Genomic DNA, 16,747 nt, shown 5'->3' on the forward strand with positions numbered 1-16,747 from the left:
GCTTTGCACTGGGGAGAGGCGAGGCCACGAGTGTTTAGTATTTGGTGCCGACTTGGTCATTATATGCGCCGTTATTTATAGTTTTTTAAACACCACTGCTTGACATTACCCCTGATAGCGGGCTTTTATGGTGGTGTTGATTACAATTTGATAACAAGGGTGTTCCATATATTAGACACCCTTGCCAATGGCAACCGTAGAGTCGGGGTTTAACATGGACAGTATCAAGGGCTGGATGGAGAGCAATCGCATCACGGAAGTGGAGTGTCTCTTCCCTGATTTCACCGGCAACGCCCGGGGCAAGATCATCCCAGCCAACAAGTTTTTGCGAGAAGGGGGCATGCGTCTGCCCGAGGTGATCTTCACCCAGACAGTGACCGGCGAATATCCGGATGACGACAGCATGATCGATCCGCTGGAGCGGGACATGCAGCTCTATCCTGACCCCAACACCATCCGTTTCGTCCCTTGGGCGCTGGAACCTACCGCTCAGGTTATCCATGACTGTTACGACGTCAACGGCAAGCTGATCGACATTGCACCTCGCTCCGTACTGCGTCGGGTTCTGTCATTTTACGAGGCTCAGGGCTGGAAGCCGGTGGTGGCGCCCGAGCTGGAGTTCTATCTGGTCACCCGCAACGAAGACCCCGACTATCCGCTGATGCCGCCGGTAGGGCGCAACGGCCGTCCGGAGACAGCTCGCCAGTCCTTCAGTATCGATGCGGTCAACGAGTTCGATCCCATCTTCGAAGACATGTATGACTACTGCGAAGCGCAGGAGCTGGAGGTGGATACCCTGATCCACGAGTCCGGTGCTGCCCAGATGGAGATCAACTTCCTGCACGGGGATGCCATCGATCTGGCGGATCAGGTGTTCCTTTTCAAGCGCACCATGCGTGAGGCGGCCCATCGCCACGGCATCTACGCCACCTTTATGGCCAAGCCGATGAGCAACGAGCCGGGCTCCGCCATGCACATCCACCAGAGTCTGGAGGATATGAACGGTCGAAATCTGTTCGGTACCCCGGATGGCGGCAACTCCGAACTCTTCATGCATTTCATCGCAGGTCTGCAGAAGTACACCCCGGCGGTGACAGCCCTGCTGGCTCCCAACGTCAACTCCTACCGCCGCCTCACCTTCGGTGAGAGCGCGCCACGCAACGTCCAGTGGGGTGTCGAGAACCGCACCTGTGGTCTGCGGGTACCCTTCTCCGACCCCAGTGCCCGCCGGGTGGAGAACCGCTTCGCCGGTGCCGATGCCAACCCCTATCTGGCGCTGGCCGCCACCCTGGCGTGCGGCTATCTCGGCATGATGGAGAAGCTGGAGCCCATGCAGGAGATGAAATCCAGCGCCTACGACCTGCCCTACAGTCTGCCCCGCTCGCTGGAGGAGGCGCTCAGCCATCTCGAACAGTGCGAGCCGATCAAGGAGATGTTGGGGGAGCGCTTCACACGCGCCTTTGTCGCGGTCAAACGCAAAGAGTACGAGACCTACTTCGGGGTGATCAGCCGCTGGGAGCGAGAGTTCCTGCTGCTGAACGTCTGACCCGGATGCGTGCCGGCCACGCATCGTCCGAATCGGGGAGGCAGGCTGCCTCCCCTGCCTGTAACCGGTAATACGGGATGGAGGAGTGCCTCCGCCTGCGGATGGTTGTGAGCGGAAGTTGGCTCGCCACCGCTCTGGTTGCATGGTTGATAACAGTTTTTGGCTCGAATTGAAGGATGTGAGGAGCAGGCCGTGCCGCAGTCCACGCGAAAGTGGCAGTGATTGCGGGAGTGGCAGCCCTCCTGATGATTGACGAACAGAACCAGCTAAATCGAAGGAACCGAGGAGCTAACAATGCAACAGACTACCCGTGAGTGGCAGCAGCAGGATGCCAGCCACCACCTGCACCCCTTTACCGACTTTCAGGCTCTGAACAAGAAGGGCAGCCGTATCATCACCAAAGCCAGTGGCGTCTATCTGGAAGACTCCGAAGGCAAGCGCATTCTGGACGGCATGGCGGGGCTTTGGTGCGTCAATATGGGCTATGGTCGGCAGGAGCTGGTGGATGCTGCCACCCGTCAGATGCAGCAGTTGCCCTACTACAACCTCTTCTTCCAGACCGCGCACCCGCCGGTGATCGAGCTGGCCACCTTGCTGGCCGAAGTGACGCCATCCCATCTCAACCATGTCTTCTTTACCGGCTCCGGCTCCGAGTGCAACGACACCGTGCTGCGGATGGTGCGCCACTACTGGGCCAGCAAGGGGCAACCGGAAAAACAGGTGATCATCAGCCGCCACAACGCCTATCACGGCTCCACCGTGGCGGGGGCGAGTCTGGGTGGCATGAAAGGGATGCATGCCCAGGGTGGTCTGCCCATTCCCGGCATAGTGCACATCGACCAGCCTTATCACTTCGGTGAGGGGCAGGGGATGAGTGCCCACGAGTTCGGGCTGGAGCGGGCCCGTCAGCTGGAGCAGAAGATTCTGGAGCTGGGGGTGGAGAAGGTGGCCGCCTTTATCGGCGAGCCGATCCAGGGGGCGGGCGGTGTCATCATTCCGCCTGACAGCTACTGGCCGGAGATCCAGCGCATCTGCGATCACTACGGCATTTTGCTGATAGCCGACGAGGTGATCTGCGGCTTTGGCCGTACCGGCCACTGGTTTGCCAGCGAAGGGTTTGGCATCAAGCCGGATCTGATGTGTCTGGCCAAGGGGATTACCTCCGGTTATCTGCCGCTCGGCGCTGTGATGGTGAGTGACCGGGTTGCCAAGGGGCTGGTGGAAGAGGGGGGCGAGTTCAACCACGGCTTCACCTACTCGGGCCATCCGGTCTCTTGCGCGGTGGCGGTGGCCAATATCCAGCTTATGCAAAAGGAGAGCATAGTTAAGCGAGTGCATGATACCATCGGCCCCTATTTGCAGCGCCGCTGGGCAGAGCTGGCTGACCACCCGCTGGTGGGTGAAACCCGTGGCCGCGGGCTGGTCGCAGCCCTGGAAATCGTCCAGGACAAGCAGACCAACCGGCGTTTCCCGGCCCATGCCAATGCCGGGATGACTTGCCGGGAATTCTGTTTTAACAATGGCTTGGTGATGAGGGCGGTAGGCGATACCATGATCATATCGCCCCCCTTGGTGATCACCGAGGAACAGGTTGATGAATTGGTCAAGCTAGCCAGGCTCAGTCTGGATCTGACAGCCGCCAAGCTGAAGGGTTGAGGTGCGGCCGGGCAGGTTGGCATGCGCATACAATTTGCTTAGGAGACAAGGATGATGTCTTTCAAAACGGGAGTGATCGCTGCCTCTGTGGCTCTGGTCATGGCAAGTGCCGGAGCAATGGCTGAAGAGAAGGTGTTGCACGTCTACAACTGGAGCGACTATATCGCCCCGGATACCCTGGAAAACTTCCAGAAGGAGACGGGCATCAAGGTGGTTTATGACGTGTTTGACAGCAACGAGGTACTGGAAGCCAAGTTGCTGGCTGGTAAATCCGGCTACGACATCGTGGTGCCGTCCAACCCCTTCCTGGCCAAACAGATCAGGGCTGGCGTGTTCCAGAAGCTGGACAAGTCCAAGCTCTCCAACTGGCAAAATATGGATACCGACCTGCTCAAGGCGCTCGACCCGAGCGATCCGGGCAACCAGTACTCCATCCCCTATCTGTGGGGCACCATCGGTTATGCCTACAATGCCGAGAAGGTGAAGGCCGTACTGGGGGCCGATGCGCCGCTCAACTCCTGGGATCTGGTGTTCAAGCCGGAGAACATGGCCAAGCTGAAGGAGTGCGGCGTCTCCTTCCTCGACTCGCCGACCGAAATGTTACCGGCCGCCCTGCAATATCTGGGCTTCAAACCGGATAGCCAGAAGCCGGACGAGCTGAAGAAGGCCGAGGAGCTGTTCCTCTCCATTCGTCCCTATACCGCCTATTTCCACTCCTCCAAGTACATCTCGGATCTGGCCAACGGCAACTTGTGTGTTGCTGTCGGTTACTCCATGGATTTGCAGCAGTCCAAGGCGCGGGCGGCGGAAGCCAAAAATGGCGTGGCACTGACCTACACCATTCCGAAAGAGGGGGCAGGCAGCTTCTTTGACATGATCGCCATCCCGGCGGATGCCAAGAACGTCGAGGCGGCCCACACCTTCATCAACTATCTGATGAAGCCCGACGTGATCGCCAACATCACCAATCAGGTGCAGGCGCCTAACGGCAACAAGGCTGCGACCCCGCTGGTTGACGAGGCGATCCGTACCGATCCGGGGGTTTATCCGGACTCTGCAACCTTGCAGAAGATCTACACCTTCCCGGATCTGCCGGCCAAGGTGCAGCGTCTGATGACCCGCAGCTGGACCAAGATCAAGTCCGGTAAGTAACGAATACCCCTCCCGGTCCGCAGTTCGGCCGGGAGGGTAGTGATGCCATCCATCCGGATGGGCCGCGCGAATGGATGCGCAGACGGTCAACCACTGAACAGGAGAACTGACACCGTGAATACAACCAGATTGCTAACCATAGCGCTGACCATGGGATTGGCGAATGCAGTCCAGGCAGCCCCTGTGCTCCATTTCTACAACTGGTCTGACTATATCGGCGAGACCACCCTCAGCGATTTCCAGCAGGAGACCGGGATCAAGACCGTCTATGACGTATTTGACTCCAACGAAACCCTGGAAGGCAAGTTGCTGACCGGACGGACCGGTTACGATCTGGTGGTGCCCTCAAATAATTTCCTCTCCAAGCAGATCAAGGCGGGGGCTTTCCAGAAGCTGGACAAGAGCTTGCTGCCCAATCTGGCCAACCTGGATCCCGTGCTGCTCAAGCAGCTCGAGAAGGTGGATCCGGGCCATCAGTACGCGGTGCCCTATCTGTGGGGAACCAACGGCATCGGCTACAACGTCGACAAAATCAAGGCGGTGCTGGGGGTCGACAAGATCGACTCCTGGGCGGCCATCTTCGAGCCGGAAAACATGGAGAAGCTCTCCCGTTGCGGCGTCGCCTTCCTCGACTCGGCAGACGAGATGATCCCGGCTGCCCTCAACTACCTTGGACTGAACCCCAACAGCCAGGACGCGGCCGATATCAAGCGCGCCGAGGCGCAGTTGCTCAAGGTGCGCCCCTATGTGGCCTACTTCCACTCCTCCAAATACATAGGTGATCTCGCCAACGGCGATATCTGTGTGGCAGCGGGCTTTTCCGGCGACATCTTGCAGGCGGCAGCCCGTGCCGACGAGGCCGGCAAGGGGGTGAAGATTGCCTACAGCATTCCTAAAGAGGGGGGCAATCTCTGGTTTGACATGATGGCGATCCCGTCTGATGCCACCAATGTCAAAGAGGCACATGCTCTCATCAACTATGTTCTGCAGCCCGAGGTGATCGCCAAGGTCAGCAATTATGTGGGCTATGCGAATCCCAATGCCAAGGCTGGCGAGTTCATGGATGAGACGGTGCGCAATGATGAGGGGGTTTATCCGCCTCAGGCTGTGCTGGAGCGGCTCTATGTGCAGGAGGCACATTCCCGCGCGGTACAGCGTCAAATCACCCGGAGTTGGAGCAAGATCAAGTCCGGTACCTGACCTTGGTGCCCGCTCTGGGGCGCCAAATCGCTTTTATGGATTGGCCGTGAGGCCAGTATCACGTTAGGGAGTTTGGTAATGGCGATAGCCTCCAGTGCCTACAAGAAAGCCCTTGAGGGCAGCCAGCAACGCAAAGAAGTGCTGGTAAAAATAGACAGGGTTAGCAAGCAGTTCGATGAAACCCTGGCGGTCGATAATGTTTCCCTGAATATTCACAAGGGGGAGATCTTCGCCCTGCTGGGAGGATCCGGTTCCGGTAAATCGACCTTGCTGCGGATGCTGGCAGGGTTCGAGCGCCCGACCGAAGGGCGTCTGTTCCTCGACGGGGTGGATATCACCGACATGCCCCCCTATGAACGCCCCATCAACATGATGTTCCAGTCCTACGCCCTGTTTCCCCATATGACGGTGGCACAGAATATTGCTTTCGGTCTCAAGCAGGATGGCCTGCCCAAGGCCGAGATCGACGCCCGTGTCGAAGAGATGCTCAAGCTGGTACAGATGACCCAGTATGCCCGTCGCAAGCCGCACCAGCTCTCCGGTGGCCAGCGCCAGCGGGTAGCGCTGGCCCGTTCGCTGGCGAAACGTCCCAAGTTGCTGCTGCTTGATGAGCCGATGGGGGCGCTCGACAAGAAGCTGCGCTCCAAGATGCAGCTGGAGCTGGTGGAGATCATCGAGCGGGTCGGGGTTACCTGTGTCATGGTGACCCACGATCAAGAAGAGGCCATGACCATGGCGGAGCGGATCGCCATCATGCATCACGGTTGTATTGAGCAGATCGGTAGCCCGATGGATATCTACGAAACCCCGGCCAGTCGGCTGGTGTGCGAGTTCATCGGCAACGTCAACCTGTTCGACGGCCTGCTGGTGGAGGATGAGCAGGACCACGCCATCATCGCCTGTGCCGATCTGGAGCAGCCCATCTATGTGGGCCACGGGATCAGCTCCCGTGCCGAGAACAAGAAGGTGACCTACGCCCTGCGGCCGGAGAAGCTGCTGATGAGCCTGCAAAAGCCGGCCGAAATCGAGCATCCGGACTTCAACTGGACCAAGGGCGAGGTCTATGACATCGCTTATCTGGGCGGACACTCGGTGTACCACATCCAGCTGCCCTCGGGCAAAATCGTTCAGGCTTTCATCGCCAATGCCGAACGCCACGGCAAGCGGCCAACCTGGGATGACCAGGTGTTCCTCTACTGGGAAGATGACAGCGGCGTGGTGCTGCAATCATGAAGATCTTGCAACGACTGAAGCGGGGCGGAGGGCGCCGGCTGGTGATCGGCATCCCCTTCTTCTGGCTGTTCCTCTTCTTCCTGCTGCCCTTTGTCATAGTGGTAAAAATCAGTTTTGCGGAAGCGGATGTGGCGATCCCGCCCTACACCGACGTGGTGAGCTGGGCCGACAATCAGCTCACCATCCTGCTCAATATGGGGAACTACCTGCTGCTGCAGGAGGATGAGCTCTATATCGCAGCCTATCTGGGCTCCCTCAAGATGGCCTTCGTCAGCACCCTGTTCTGCCTGTTGATTGGCTATCCGATGGCCTACTCCATCGCTCGGGCCAACAAGGAGACCCAGACCGTTCTGCTGTTGCTGATCATGATGCCGACCTGGACCGCCATTCTGATCCGGGTCTATGCGTGGATGGGGATCCTCAGTAACAACGGCCTGCTCAACAGCGTCTTGCTGGGGATCGGGCTGATTGACGAACCGCTGCAGATCCTCAATACCAACCTGGCGGTCTATATCGGCATCGTTTACTCCTATCTGCCCTTCATGGTGCTGCCGCTTTACGCCAATCTGGTCAAACACGATCAGAGCCTGCTGGAGGCGGCCTCCGACCTAGGGGCCCGCAACCTGACCCGTTTCTGGCAGATCACTGTGCCGCTCTCCAAAAACGGCATTATCGCCGGCTGCATGCTGGTGTTTATTCCGGTGGTGGGGGAGTTCGTTATTCCGGAAATGCTGGGTGGCCCGGAGACCCTGATGATCGGTAAGGTGCTATGGCAGGAGTTCTTCAACAACCGCGACTGGCCGGTCGCCTCTGCACTGGCGGTGGTGATGCTGGCGGTGCTGATCATTCCGATCATCCTCTTCAACCGTAACCAGGCCAAAGAGCTGGAGGGCAAGGCATGATGAGACGTTTCGGTTTTGCCAAGCTGATGCTCTGGCTTGGGCTGCTGTTTATCTACCTGCCCATGATCATCATGGTGATCTACTCCTTCAACGCCTCCAAGCTGGTGACGGTGTGGGGCGGATGGTCACTCAAGTGGTACTTCGGCCTGCTCGACAACAAGCAGCTGATTGGATCCGTGTTCCGCTCGCTGGAGATCGCCTTCTACACGGCGATCGCCGCGGTGGCGCTGGGGACGGTGGCGGCATTCGTGCTGACCCGAATTCCCCACTTCCGTGGTCGAACCCTGTTCGGTGGCATGGTGACGGCACCGCTGGTGATGCCCGAGGTGATCACCGGTCTGTCGCTGCTGCTGCTGTTCGTGGCGATGGCCCAGCTGGTGGGATGGCCCGCCGAGCGGGGCATGCTGACCATCTGGATCGCGCACACTACCTTCTGTACCGCCTACGTAGCCATCGTTGTGTCGGCGCGGTTGCGGGAGCTGGATCTCTCCATAGAGGAGGCGGCCATGGATCTTGGCGCCAAGCCGTGGAAGGTGTTCTTCCTGATCACTATCCCGATGATCGCCCCCTCGCTGGCGGCTGGCGGCATGATGTCGTTTGCCCTGTCGCTGGATGATCTGGTGCTGGCGAGCTTCGTCTCCGGCCCGGGCTCCACCACCCTGCCAATGGAGGTCTTCTCGGCGGTGCGGCTCGGGGTTAAACCCGAGATCAACGCGGTGGCCAGCCTGATCCTGCTGTCGGTATCGCTCTTTACCTTCGGCAGCTGGTATCTGATGGCCAGGGCGGAGAAGCGCCGTCGCGCCGAGATCGCCATGACCACCCAGATGCAGGCCGTCGTCTGACGGCATGATAAGATCCGCCTACTCTCGTCAACCTGGAGGATGAGTATGCGGATCTCCCTTTTGAGCGGTCGTGGCACCGAGCTGGTGCCCGGCCTCACCAGCGCCATTCACAAGCAACCGATCTCTGCACCAGTTCGCTGTACCTTTGCCGGTCTGGAAGGGGATGAACAGTGTGACCTGCGCCACCACGGTGGCCCGGATCGGGCGCTCCACTACTATCCTGCCGATCACTATCTCTGGTGGCAGACCTGGCAAACCGCGCTGGGCTTGCCTGCGCCACGTACACCCTGGCAACCTGCCGCCTTTGGCGAGAACCTCTCCGGTATCGGGCTGACCGAGGTGCAAGCCTGCATTGGCGATGTCTATCGACTCGGCGAGGCGCTGATCCAGATCAGCCAGCCGAGATCCCCCTGTTTCAAGCTCAACCAGCGCTTTGGCTATGGCCAGATGTCGCAGGTGATACAACTGAATGGCCGTTGTGGCTGGCTGCTGCGGGTGCTGGAGGAGGGGATGGTGTCGCCGGAGTCGGCCATGGAGCTGGTAGACAGACCCTATCCCGAACTGACGGTGAAGCGCACGGCGGATATCCTGTTCAATCAGGTGCGCAATGAAGCGGATCTGCTGATGTTGCTGGAGAATCCGGCCCTTTCCCCCAACTGGCGCCAGCATGCAGCCGACTGGCTGGAGCATGGCACTGTGGCTGACTGGCAGCGCCGTCTGCTGGGACCGGCATCCCTGCGCCTGGCCTGACAGCCGGTTACCGGAATGTCACCAGCTGGCTGCAGCCCGGTAAACGGATGAAAAGAGTGCTGAATAGTTGAGCGAACGGCACTTTTTTTCCTGCCAAACGCAAAAAAGGCTTGTGTCGGGTCTGGGCTTTCGGTAAATTCCCGTCCCGCAGACATCGGTGTGTAGCGCAGCTTGGTAGCGCACTTCGTTCGGGACGAAGGGGTCGGAGGTTCGAATCCTCTCACACCGACCAAATTTGAAAAGGCCGCTCAATAGAGCGGCCTTTTTGCATTTATCCTTCCTGTTTTCCTAATTTTCTTTAGCTGCTGACCTGTTACCTGGCCAAGTGACCTGACCTGCTGTATGCAGGGGCGAAGCAAGACCACAGACATTAAAAGGGCCACCGCTCGGTGGCCCATCGGTGGAGTCTGATCCTGACTCCGGCACTCTAGATTGTGGCAATCTCGCTATGGGTCTTGTCTATGGTGCCCTCCTTGCGCGCCAGGCGCTTACTCAGATATGCCAGTGCTGATGCCGCAAAGCCTTGAAACTGTGTTGAGGCAGCAAGGCCGCGTGCTTGGGGTACTCACTAATGAAATGTTCTATTCCCTCCATCAGTTGTGCACGTAATGAAATCACGGGCTCATGCCAGGCTTGCAGGCATAAATGGCCGGGGATCAACTGCTCCTGATAATCTTCCAGCAGCTGTTCTGGCCAGGGTTCAATACCGGAATTGCGTTGCAGCAAATAGTGGGCGGCGGGTTCACGGGCATAAATGAACTGAATTTGGGCCAGATCGCGTTGGCATAGCGTTTGACTGTTGATATGACAGGTCAAATATTTTCCCGTCTTCAGATCCAGAAAGTGACCGCGTTGCCGACAGGGGACGATGCGATACCAAGGCAGGGGTGAGGAGAGAGAATATCCCTCAAGCTCCTGTTCCAACCAGTGGCGACACTCGGGTGTCTGCACCTCGTCGAGCATGGACTCGAGCTGTGTCAACAAGGCTCTGGATGGTTTGATGGCCAGTTTCGCACTCATCGCCTGCAATCCTCCCTCTGCACACAATCCCGACTTTCAGTATGGACCTTGTTCGGCCAGAGGGGGTAGGGAATCTAATGATTAAAAGTGGATTAGCAGCGTGGTTTTTATGCACTAACTTGGTTCAACCCACCAGATAGGTGCCGGTACCGAAGGCAATGTGGGTGCCCTCTTCGTTGTGCAGCTCCATCCGGGCGACGGCCACCTTGCTGCCAGCCCGAATGATGTGGGCGGTGGCGATAAACTCGTTGCCACGTCCCGGGCGCAGGTAATCCACCCGCAGATCTATGGTGCCGAGGCGGGCGAAGCGCTCCTTGAGATAGCTGGGGGAGAACTCCTCCAGCTCGTCGATGCAGGAGGCGGCGACGATCATGCCGCCAGCTACATCCAGCAGTGTGGCGGTGACGCCGCCGTGCAGGATGTTGTGGAAAGGGTTGCCGATCAGTTTGTCGTCCATCTTGATGCGCAGTTCCACCTTGTCGAAGTCGTAGTGGGTCACCTGCATGCCGATCAGCTTGTTGAACGGCATCTTCTCGGCAAACAGGTTGGCAATGCCACTGAGCGCCATCTTCTTGAGCATCTGTTTCATTCTCTGATCCCGATCCTTGTCATCAAAGCCGAGTAAAAACTCCAGCCAGTCTGCAACAGTTTCTTAACAGTCGCAATGGCAGGTTTATTGTGGGCGGCGGCTGCTTTAGAATGGCGACCCCAAAGGAGAGCCCATGACCGCGATTGCCGAAACCCTGCCAGATCCTCAGCCAGAGAGTCCGCTTGCCCTGCTGCAGGCGGTCTTCGGCTATCAGCAGTTTCGGCCGGGTCAGCTCGAGATCATCGAGCAGATCGTCGCGGGGCGCGATGCGCTGGTGCTCAAGCCCACTGGCGGCGGCAAGTCGCTCTGCTACCAGATCCCGGCACTGTTGCGGCCCGGGCTCGGTGTGGTGGTCTCTCCCCTTATTTCGCTGATGAAGGATCAGGTCGACAGCCTGCGCGCCAACGGCGTAGCGGCGGTCTACATCAACTCGGCCCTGAGCCGGGAGGAGATGATCCAGAACTTCGCCGCCATGCGCCGCGGCGAGATCAAGTTGGTCTATGTCTCCCCCGAGCGCTTGCTGCAGCACGAGTTTATGGATCGGCTGGCCGAACTGCCGCTCGGGCTGTTCGCCATCGACGAGGCGCACTGCGTCTCCCAGTGGGGCCACGATTTCCGGCCTGAGTATGCGGCGCTGGGGCGACTCAAGCAGTGGTTCCCGCAGGTGCCGGTGGTAGCACTGACCGCCACTGCCGACGAGGCGACCCGCAGCGACATGCTGCACCGGTTGGAGCTCAACGATCCCTTCATCCACACCGCCAGCTTCGATCGCCCCAATATCCGCTACAGCCTGGTGGAGAAGTTCAAGGCGGCCGAACAGTTGTTGCGTTACGTGCAGAGCCAGAAGGGCAACTGCGGCATCGTCTACTGCTCCAGTCGCAACCGGGTGGAGGAGGTGGCCGAGCGGCTATCCCGCCACGGCTGCAAGGCCGCGCCCTATCATGCGGGGCTGCCGCTCGAGCAGCGCCAGCAGACCCAGGATGCCTTCCTCAAGGATGACATCGAGATCGTGGTGGCGACGGTGGCGTTCGGTATGGGCATCGACAAACCCAATGTGCGCTTCGTGGTGCACTACGACATCCCGAAGAACATCGAATCCTACTATCAGGAGACCGGCCGCGCCGGGCGCGATGGCACTCCCGCCGAGGCGCTGCTGCTCTACGATCCCGCCGATATCGGTCGGGTGCGCCGCCTGCTCGACAACATCGAGAACCCGCAGCAGCTGCAGGTGGAGCAATACAAGCTCAACGTGATGGCAGCCTTTGCCGAGGCGCAGACTTGTCGCCGCCAGGTGCTGCTCAACTACTTTGGCGAGTACAACGACAAGCCGTGCGGCAACTGCGATATCTGTCTCGATCCGCCCAAGAGCTATGACGGCACCGAAGATGCCCAGAAAGCACTCTCCTGCGTTTGGCGGGTGGGGCAGAACTTCGGGGTGGGCTATGTGGTGGAGGTGCTGCGCGGTTCCCTCAACCAGCGCATCAAGGATCACGGCCACGACAAGCTCTCGACCTACGGCATCGGCAAGGATCAGAGCCATGAATACTGGATGAGCGTGATCCGCCAGCTGATCCACAAGGGGCTGCTGACCCAGAACATCACTCGCAATCTGGTGTTGCAGCTGACCGAAGCGGCCCGCCCTGTGCTGCGTGGTGATGTGAAGCTGGAGCTGGCGGTGCCCCGCCTGCAGCCTATCTCCAGCCGCAAGGAGAAGCGCAACGGCCTGCTCGATAACGCCAACTACGACAAACGGTTGTTCAAGGAGCTGCGAGGCCTGCGCAAGCAGATTGCCGAGGACGAAGAGGTGCCGCCCTACGTGGTGTTCAACGATGCGACCCTGGTTGAGATGGCTCAACTGATGCCGATGACTGAAGACGAGATGCTGGCCATCAACGGCGTCGGTCACCGCAAGCTGGAACGCTTCGGTGAAGCCTTTATGGACCTGATCATCGACTACTGCCGTCGTTAGGGTCGATTAGGCAGCCTAATCGACCACGGTAAGCGCGGCTCGGAAGAACCTCGGTTCAGACGCGAGGTTATTTCAGGCTGGCGTAGAAGGCGGCCAGATTGTCGATATCCGCATCGGTCAGCGGCGCCATGAAGGGGTCCATCAAGGGCTCTTTGCGGGTGCCATCCTTGAACGCTTTCAACTGTTTCACCAGATAGGCGGCATTCTGACCCGCCAGATGGGGATAGTTGGGGATCATCGCCTTGCCTTCCACGCCGTGACAGGCAGCACAGACCGCCGCTTTGGCTTTGCCGGCTTCGATATCGGCAGCCTTGGCCTGATGACCCCACGCCAGTGCCAGCAAGGGCAGGGCATATACCCATTTTTGCATCTTCTTCTCCTTGAATTGAAAAATGATGGTCGCCAGTTAGCGCAAGCATGGCTGACGGCAGTATAAAGAGTGACACGAGCATACGCAGGGACGAATGGTACAACCATGAAGTTGATCAACACTTTTGCGACCGAGTTGCCCTGGGCCTGTGAACCTGTGGTGCCCCAGCCGCTGCAGCAACCCCGGTTGCTTCATCTCAACCGGGCTTTGCTGGATGAGCTGGGATTGGGAGGCATCAGCGAGGCTGACTGGATCGCCTGTTGTGGCGAGGGAAAGGTGCTGCCCGGTATGCAGCCGGTAGCTCAGGTCTATGCGGGCCATCAGTTTGGGGGTTATAGCCCGCGGCTTGGGGATGGCCGGGCGCTGCTATTGGGTGAGCAGCAGGCGCCTGATGGTCAGCGCTGGGATCTGCACCTGAAGGGGGCAGGAAAGACGCCGTTTTCCCGTTTTGGTGACGGCCGCGCCGTGCTGCGCTCCAGCATCCGCGAATATCTCGCCTCCGAAGCGCTCCATGCTCTCGGCATCCCGACCACCCGGGCGCTGGTATTGGTGGGGAGTCAGGAGCCCGTTTATCGCGAGCAGGTTGAGACAGGGGCGACTGTGCTGCGCACCGCCCCCAGCCATCTGCGCTTCGGTCATATCGAGTATTTCGCCTGGAGCGGGCAGGGGGAGAAGATCCCGCCACTCATCGACTATCTGCTGCGCCACCACTTCCCCGAACAGGAGAGTGGTGCCGAACTGTTTACCGAAGTGGTGCGCCGCACCGCGCGGTTGATTGCCAAATGGCAGGCGGCGGGGTTCTGTCACGGGGTGATGAACACCGACAACATGTCGCTGCTCGGCCTGACGCTGGATTACGGGCCATACGGCTTTATCGATGCCTACGTGCCCGATTTTGTCTGCAACCACTCGGACCCTGCGGGCCGCTACGCGCTGGATCAGCAGCCCGCGGTCGGTTATTGGAATCTGCAAAAGCTGGCGCAGGCGCTGGCTGGTCATGTAGACGGTGATGCGCTGGCTGCTGCGTTGGCCCAGTACGAACAGCAGCTGATGCTGCACTACTCCGAACTGATGCGGGCCAAACTCGGGTTGGCGATGTGGGAGGAGGATGACCCGGCGTTGTTCCGTGAGTTGTTCCGGTTGCTGGCGGCTAACAAAGTGGATTACCACCTGTTCCTTCGCCGTCTCGGTGAGGTGACGCAAGAGGGGGCGTGGCCTGCATCTCTGCTGGCCCTGTTGCCTGAACCACTGGGTTGGCAGGCGTGGCTGGAGCGCTATCGGGCGCGGCTGATGCTCGAAGGCAGCGAGGATGCCGTGCGCAAGGTGCAGATGGATGCCATCAACCCCAAGTATGTGCTGCGCAATGCGCTGGCCCAGCAGGTGATAGACGCCGCCGACGCAGGGGATATGCGGCCTTTCGAGCGGCTGTTCGCCGCCTTGCAGCGCCCCTATGATGAACAACCCGAATATGAGGATCTCGCCACCCCGACTCCGGCATGGTATTGCGGTGGTGAGCTCTCCTGCAGCAGCTGAGAGACAGGGAATGAGTTGGCAAATCAAACAGGTAGATAGCGAAGCTGGCGTGGTGGCGCTGGATTGTCCGGCACTCGACTGGGACACGTTCCCGCTGTTGGCGCAGGCCTTGCTGCGAGAGTGGGAGCTGCAGCCGCTCGAGCAGGATGCGGGGGCCGACCGCCATAGCTGGTTGCTGGTGTTTGAAGGGAGCCAGTTTCGGCTGGAGTACGAACACTACAGCGGCTGCTGGCTGGAGGCGGTGCGCCCGGCGGATCGGGAGGCGCTGCTCTGGCTCGCCAGACAGCACAAGGTGTGACTATCGCCTGCAAGGCCTGCTCTGCCGCTGGCCAACCTGGACAAGCGTAATCGCATAAAGATTGAACTATCGGTTTGGGGGCGTATAATCTCGCCCCTCGATTATCGCCAATGGTGGCGATATGGGTTCCCTAACCCCATTAACCAAAAAGGTCACAAGATGAATTTGACCCCTGCGCAGTACCAAACGGCGCTCGTTCGCCTGTCGTTGTTCCACATCCTGATCATTGCCAGCAGCAACTATCTGGTGCAGCTGCCGATCACCGTGTTTGGCTTCCATACCACCTGGGGTGCGTTCAGCTTCCCGTTTATCTTCCTCGCCACTGACCTGACGGTGCGGATCTTCGGTGCCGGTCTGGCGCGCAAGATTATCCAGACCGTGATGCTTCCTGCGCTGGCGGTCTCCTATGTGCTCTCCGTGCTCTTCTTCGAAGGGAGTTTCCAGGGCGTTGGTCATCTGGCAGAGTTCAACCTGTTCGTAGCGCGTATCGCGCTGGCCAGCTTTATGGCCTATCTGGTAGGGCAGTTCATGGATGTGGTGGTGTTCAACCGCCTGCGTCTGCTCAAGCAGTGGTGGATTGCACCTGCGGCCTCCACCCTGTTTGGTAATCTGGTTGATACCATCGCTTTCTTCAGTGTGGCCTTCTGGCGCACCACAGATCCTTTCATGGCAGAGCACTGGGTCGAGATCGCAACCGTCGATTACGTATTCAAGTTGCTGATAAGCCTTGGTTTGTTCGTGCCGCTCTACGGTGTCTTGCTGCGCTACCTCAGCCGCAAGCTGGTGGGCGAGGCCGGATTATCCAGCCTGCAAACGGCCACCCGGCAAGCCTGACCAGATTGACCACCCTTCGCGGTGGTCAATTTTTTTGCACTTTCTGCAAATAGCGCTTGCCTAGTTAAATGAGAATGATTATTGTTAACTTGTTTTCCGGGAAAGACTTCATTCGTTCCAACGTGATGGACTTCTTGTGAAGGCACGACATTGCTCACATTGCTTCCAGTTAAGGGCCAGTTTATCTGGCCCTCTTTTTTGGTCATTTTTCCGCAAGTTGCAGGCATAAAAAACGGGAGCCAAGGCTCCCGTCGTCACGCTGTTTGTGGCTTACTCGATATCGAGTGCCTCGGGGGAGAGGATCACCCCTGTGGTATCGGCGTAGAGGTGGTCGTCAGGCAGGAAGGTCACGCCACCGAAGTTGACCGGCAGATCGGTCTCCCCCACATCCTTGCTGTCGGCACCGACCGGAATGGCTGCCAGTGCCTGAATGCCGATATCCAGATCTTCCAGAATATCGACTTCGCGGACGCAGCCGTAGCAGACAATCCCTTCCCAATCATTCTCTGCCGCCGTGGTGGCGATGTCGCTGTCGATCAGAGCTCGGCGCATGGAGCCACCGCCATCGATCAGCAAGACGCGACCCAGTCCGTTCTCTTTGACGAGTTCACGGATCAGGCCATTCGATTCGAAGCATTTGACGGTGGTGATGACGCCGCCGAAAGAGGCGCGGCCGCCGAAGGAGCAGAGCATGGGTTCAAGCACATCCACCATGTCCTGATAGATGTCGCACAGTTCAGAAGTATTGTATTCCATAGTGTCAAATCCACGGCTGGAAACAGGTGCAACCAGTATAAGGAGTGGGTGTGGCATTTCAATGAATATTCCTTGCACAGATCACCTGTCGCCGCTT

16 protein-coding genes and 1 tRNA gene are annotated in these 16,747 nt (G+C 58.9%); 13 read left to right on the forward strand and 4 right to left on the reverse strand.

Annotation, left to right across the window (positions count from 1 at the left end; all coding sequences use genetic code 11):
- The first annotated feature begins 214 nt into the window (after positions 1-214).
- The 9 genes from G5182_RS15700 (at position 215) to G5182_RS15740 (ending at position 9,513) form a co-directional block, all read left to right on the forward strand.
- A complete protein-coding gene (locus G5182_RS15700; RefSeq protein ID WP_005342613.1) occupies positions 215-1,546 on the forward strand; it encodes a glutamine synthetase family protein in 1,332 nt (443 codons plus the stop codon).
- A gap of 294 nt (positions 1,547-1,840) precedes the next feature.
- A complete protein-coding gene (locus G5182_RS15705; protein WP_216979719.1) occupies positions 1,841-3,202 on the forward strand; it encodes an aspartate aminotransferase family protein in 1,362 nt (453 codons plus the stop codon).
- Positions 3,203-3,256: 54 nt separating this feature from the next.
- Complete coding sequence (locus G5182_RS15710) at positions 3,257-4,354, forward strand: extracellular solute-binding protein (RefSeq protein WP_201937706.1); 1,098 nt, start codon at positions 3,257-3,259, stop codon at positions 4,352-4,354.
- A gap of 114 nt (positions 4,355-4,468) precedes the next feature.
- Entirely contained in the window at positions 4,469-5,554 is a 1,086-nt protein-coding gene (locus G5182_RS15715; RefSeq protein WP_201937656.1) for a polyamine ABC transporter substrate-binding protein, read from the forward strand.
- A 78-nt stretch (positions 5,555-5,632) separates the two neighbouring features.
- Positions 5,633-6,787 (forward strand): polyamine ABC transporter ATP-binding protein, encoded by a 1,155-nt coding sequence (gene potA, locus G5182_RS15720; protein ID WP_216952652.1) that lies wholly within the window; start codon positions 5,633-5,635, stop codon positions 6,785-6,787.
- Positions 6,784-7,689: an ABC transporter permease subunit gene (locus G5182_RS15725; protein ID WP_421254522.1), complete on the forward strand. Its 906-nt coding sequence runs from the start codon at positions 6,784-6,786 to the stop codon at positions 7,687-7,689. The genes potA and G5182_RS15725 overlap by 4 nt, the downstream gene beginning before the upstream one ends.
- A complete protein-coding gene (locus G5182_RS15730; RefSeq protein ID WP_005340701.1) occupies positions 7,686-8,531 on the forward strand; it encodes an ABC transporter permease subunit in 846 nt (281 codons plus the stop codon). The genes G5182_RS15725 and G5182_RS15730 overlap by 4 nt, the downstream gene beginning before the upstream one ends.
- A gap of 45 nt (positions 8,532-8,576) precedes the next feature.
- Positions 8,577-9,281 (forward strand): MOSC domain-containing protein, encoded by a 705-nt coding sequence (locus G5182_RS15735; RefSeq protein WP_421172445.1) that lies wholly within the window; start codon positions 8,577-8,579, stop codon positions 9,279-9,281.
- A 155-nt stretch (positions 9,282-9,436) separates the two neighbouring features.
- Positions 9,437-9,513, forward strand: a tRNA-Pro gene (locus tag G5182_RS15740).
- A 260-nt stretch (positions 9,514-9,773) separates the two neighbouring features.
- Here the strand turns inward: G5182_RS15740 and G5182_RS15745 are convergent.
- On the reverse strand, positions 9,774-10,301 hold the full coding sequence (locus tag G5182_RS15745) for a hypothetical protein (RefSeq protein ID WP_005356927.1): 528 nt from the start codon (positions 10,299-10,301) through the stop codon (positions 9,774-9,776).
- Between the two features lie 124 nt (positions 10,302-10,425).
- Entirely contained in the window at positions 10,426-10,890 is a 465-nt protein-coding gene (locus G5182_RS15750; protein WP_042054246.1) for a thioesterase family protein, read from the reverse strand.
- 133 nt (positions 10,891-11,023) lie between these two features.
- Between G5182_RS15750 and recQ the strand changes: the two genes are divergently transcribed.
- Positions 11,024-12,859: an ATP-dependent DNA helicase RecQ gene (recQ, locus tag G5182_RS15755; protein WP_005355462.1), complete on the forward strand. Its 1,836-nt coding sequence runs from the start codon at positions 11,024-11,026 to the stop codon at positions 12,857-12,859.
- A 67-nt stretch (positions 12,860-12,926) separates the two neighbouring features.
- Here the strand turns inward: recQ and G5182_RS15760 are convergent, their stop codons facing one another.
- Positions 12,927-13,229, reverse strand: coding sequence for a c-type cytochrome (locus G5182_RS15760; RefSeq protein WP_005340687.1), 303 nt, complete (start codon positions 13,227-13,229; stop codon positions 12,927-12,929).
- 105 nt (positions 13,230-13,334) lie between these two features.
- On the opposite strand from G5182_RS15760, the gene G5182_RS15765 reads away from it, so the two are divergent.
- From G5182_RS15765 to G5182_RS15775, 3 genes are all read left to right on the forward strand, one after another.
- Positions 13,335-14,762 (forward strand): protein adenylyltransferase SelO, encoded by a 1,428-nt coding sequence (locus tag G5182_RS15765; RefSeq protein ID WP_227341597.1) that lies wholly within the window; start codon positions 13,335-13,337, stop codon positions 14,760-14,762.
- A gap of 10 nt (positions 14,763-14,772) precedes the next feature.
- On the forward strand, positions 14,773-15,060 hold the full coding sequence (locus G5182_RS15770; protein ID WP_227341596.1) for a DUF3630 family protein: 288 nt from the start codon (positions 14,773-14,775) through the stop codon (positions 15,058-15,060).
- Between the two features lie 159 nt (positions 15,061-15,219).
- Positions 15,220-15,894, forward strand: coding sequence for a 7-cyano-7-deazaguanine/7-aminomethyl-7-deazaguanine transporter (locus G5182_RS15775; RefSeq protein WP_069555507.1), 675 nt, complete (start codon positions 15,220-15,222; stop codon positions 15,892-15,894).
- Positions 15,895-16,164: 270 nt separating this feature from the next.
- Here G5182_RS15775 and rraA read toward each other — a convergent pair whose 3' ends face one another.
- A complete protein-coding gene (gene rraA / locus G5182_RS15780) occupies positions 16,165-16,650 on the reverse strand; it encodes a ribonuclease E activity regulator RraA (RefSeq protein WP_005340678.1) in 486 nt (161 codons plus the stop codon).
- Positions 16,651-16,747: the final 97 nt, after the last annotated feature.

It is taken from the genome of Aeromonas sp. 600948 (genome assembly GCF_049174875.1).
GTDB lineage: Bacteria > Pseudomonadota > Gammaproteobacteria > Enterobacterales > Aeromonadaceae > Aeromonas > Aeromonas veronii_A.

Bases quoted from the DNA above. Each gene is read 5' to 3' on its own strand.
- recQ (WP_005355462.1), top strand. From the start codon at position 11,024: ATGACCGCGATTGCCGAAACCCTGCCAGATCCTCAGCCAGAGAGTCCG.
- G5182_RS15745 (WP_005356927.1), bottom strand. From the start codon at position 10,301: ATGAGTGCGAAACTGGCCATCAAACCATCCAGAGCCTTGTTGACACAG.
- potA (WP_216952652.1), top strand. From the start codon at position 5,633: ATGGCGATAGCCTCCAGTGCCTACAAGAAAGCCCTTGAGGGCAGCCAG.
- G5182_RS15770 (WP_227341596.1), top strand. From the start codon at position 14,773: ATGAGTTGGCAAATCAAACAGGTAGATAGCGAAGCTGGCGTGGTGGCG.
- G5182_RS15750 (WP_042054246.1), bottom strand. From the start codon at position 10,890: ATGAAACAGATGCTCAAGAAGATGGCGCTCAGTGGCATTGCCAACCTG.
- G5182_RS15765 (WP_227341597.1), top strand. From the start codon at position 13,335: ATGAAGTTGATCAACACTTTTGCGACCGAGTTGCCCTGGGCCTGTGAA.
- G5182_RS15725 (WP_421254522.1), top strand. From the start codon at position 6,784: ATGAAGATCTTGCAACGACTGAAGCGGGGCGGAGGGCGCCGGCTGGTG.
- G5182_RS15735 (WP_421172445.1), top strand. From the start codon at position 8,577: ATGCGGATCTCCCTTTTGAGCGGTCGTGGCACCGAGCTGGTGCCCGGC.
- G5182_RS15710 (WP_201937706.1), top strand. From the start codon at position 3,257: ATGTCTTTCAAAACGGGAGTGATCGCTGCCTCTGTGGCTCTGGTCATG.
- G5182_RS15705 (WP_216979719.1), top strand. From the start codon at position 1,841: ATGCAACAGACTACCCGTGAGTGGCAGCAGCAGGATGCCAGCCACCAC.
- rraA (WP_005340678.1), bottom strand. From the start codon at position 16,650: ATGGAATACAATACTTCTGAACTGTGCGACATCTATCAGGACATGGTG.
- G5182_RS15775 (WP_069555507.1), top strand. From the start codon at position 15,220: ATGAATTTGACCCCTGCGCAGTACCAAACGGCGCTCGTTCGCCTGTCG.
- G5182_RS15730 (WP_005340701.1), top strand. From the start codon at position 7,686: ATGATGAGACGTTTCGGTTTTGCCAAGCTGATGCTCTGGCTTGGGCTG.
- G5182_RS15700 (WP_005342613.1), top strand. From the start codon at position 215: ATGGACAGTATCAAGGGCTGGATGGAGAGCAATCGCATCACGGAAGTG.
- G5182_RS15760 (WP_005340687.1), bottom strand. From the start codon at position 13,229: ATGCAAAAATGGGTATATGCCCTGCCCTTGCTGGCACTGGCGTGGGGT.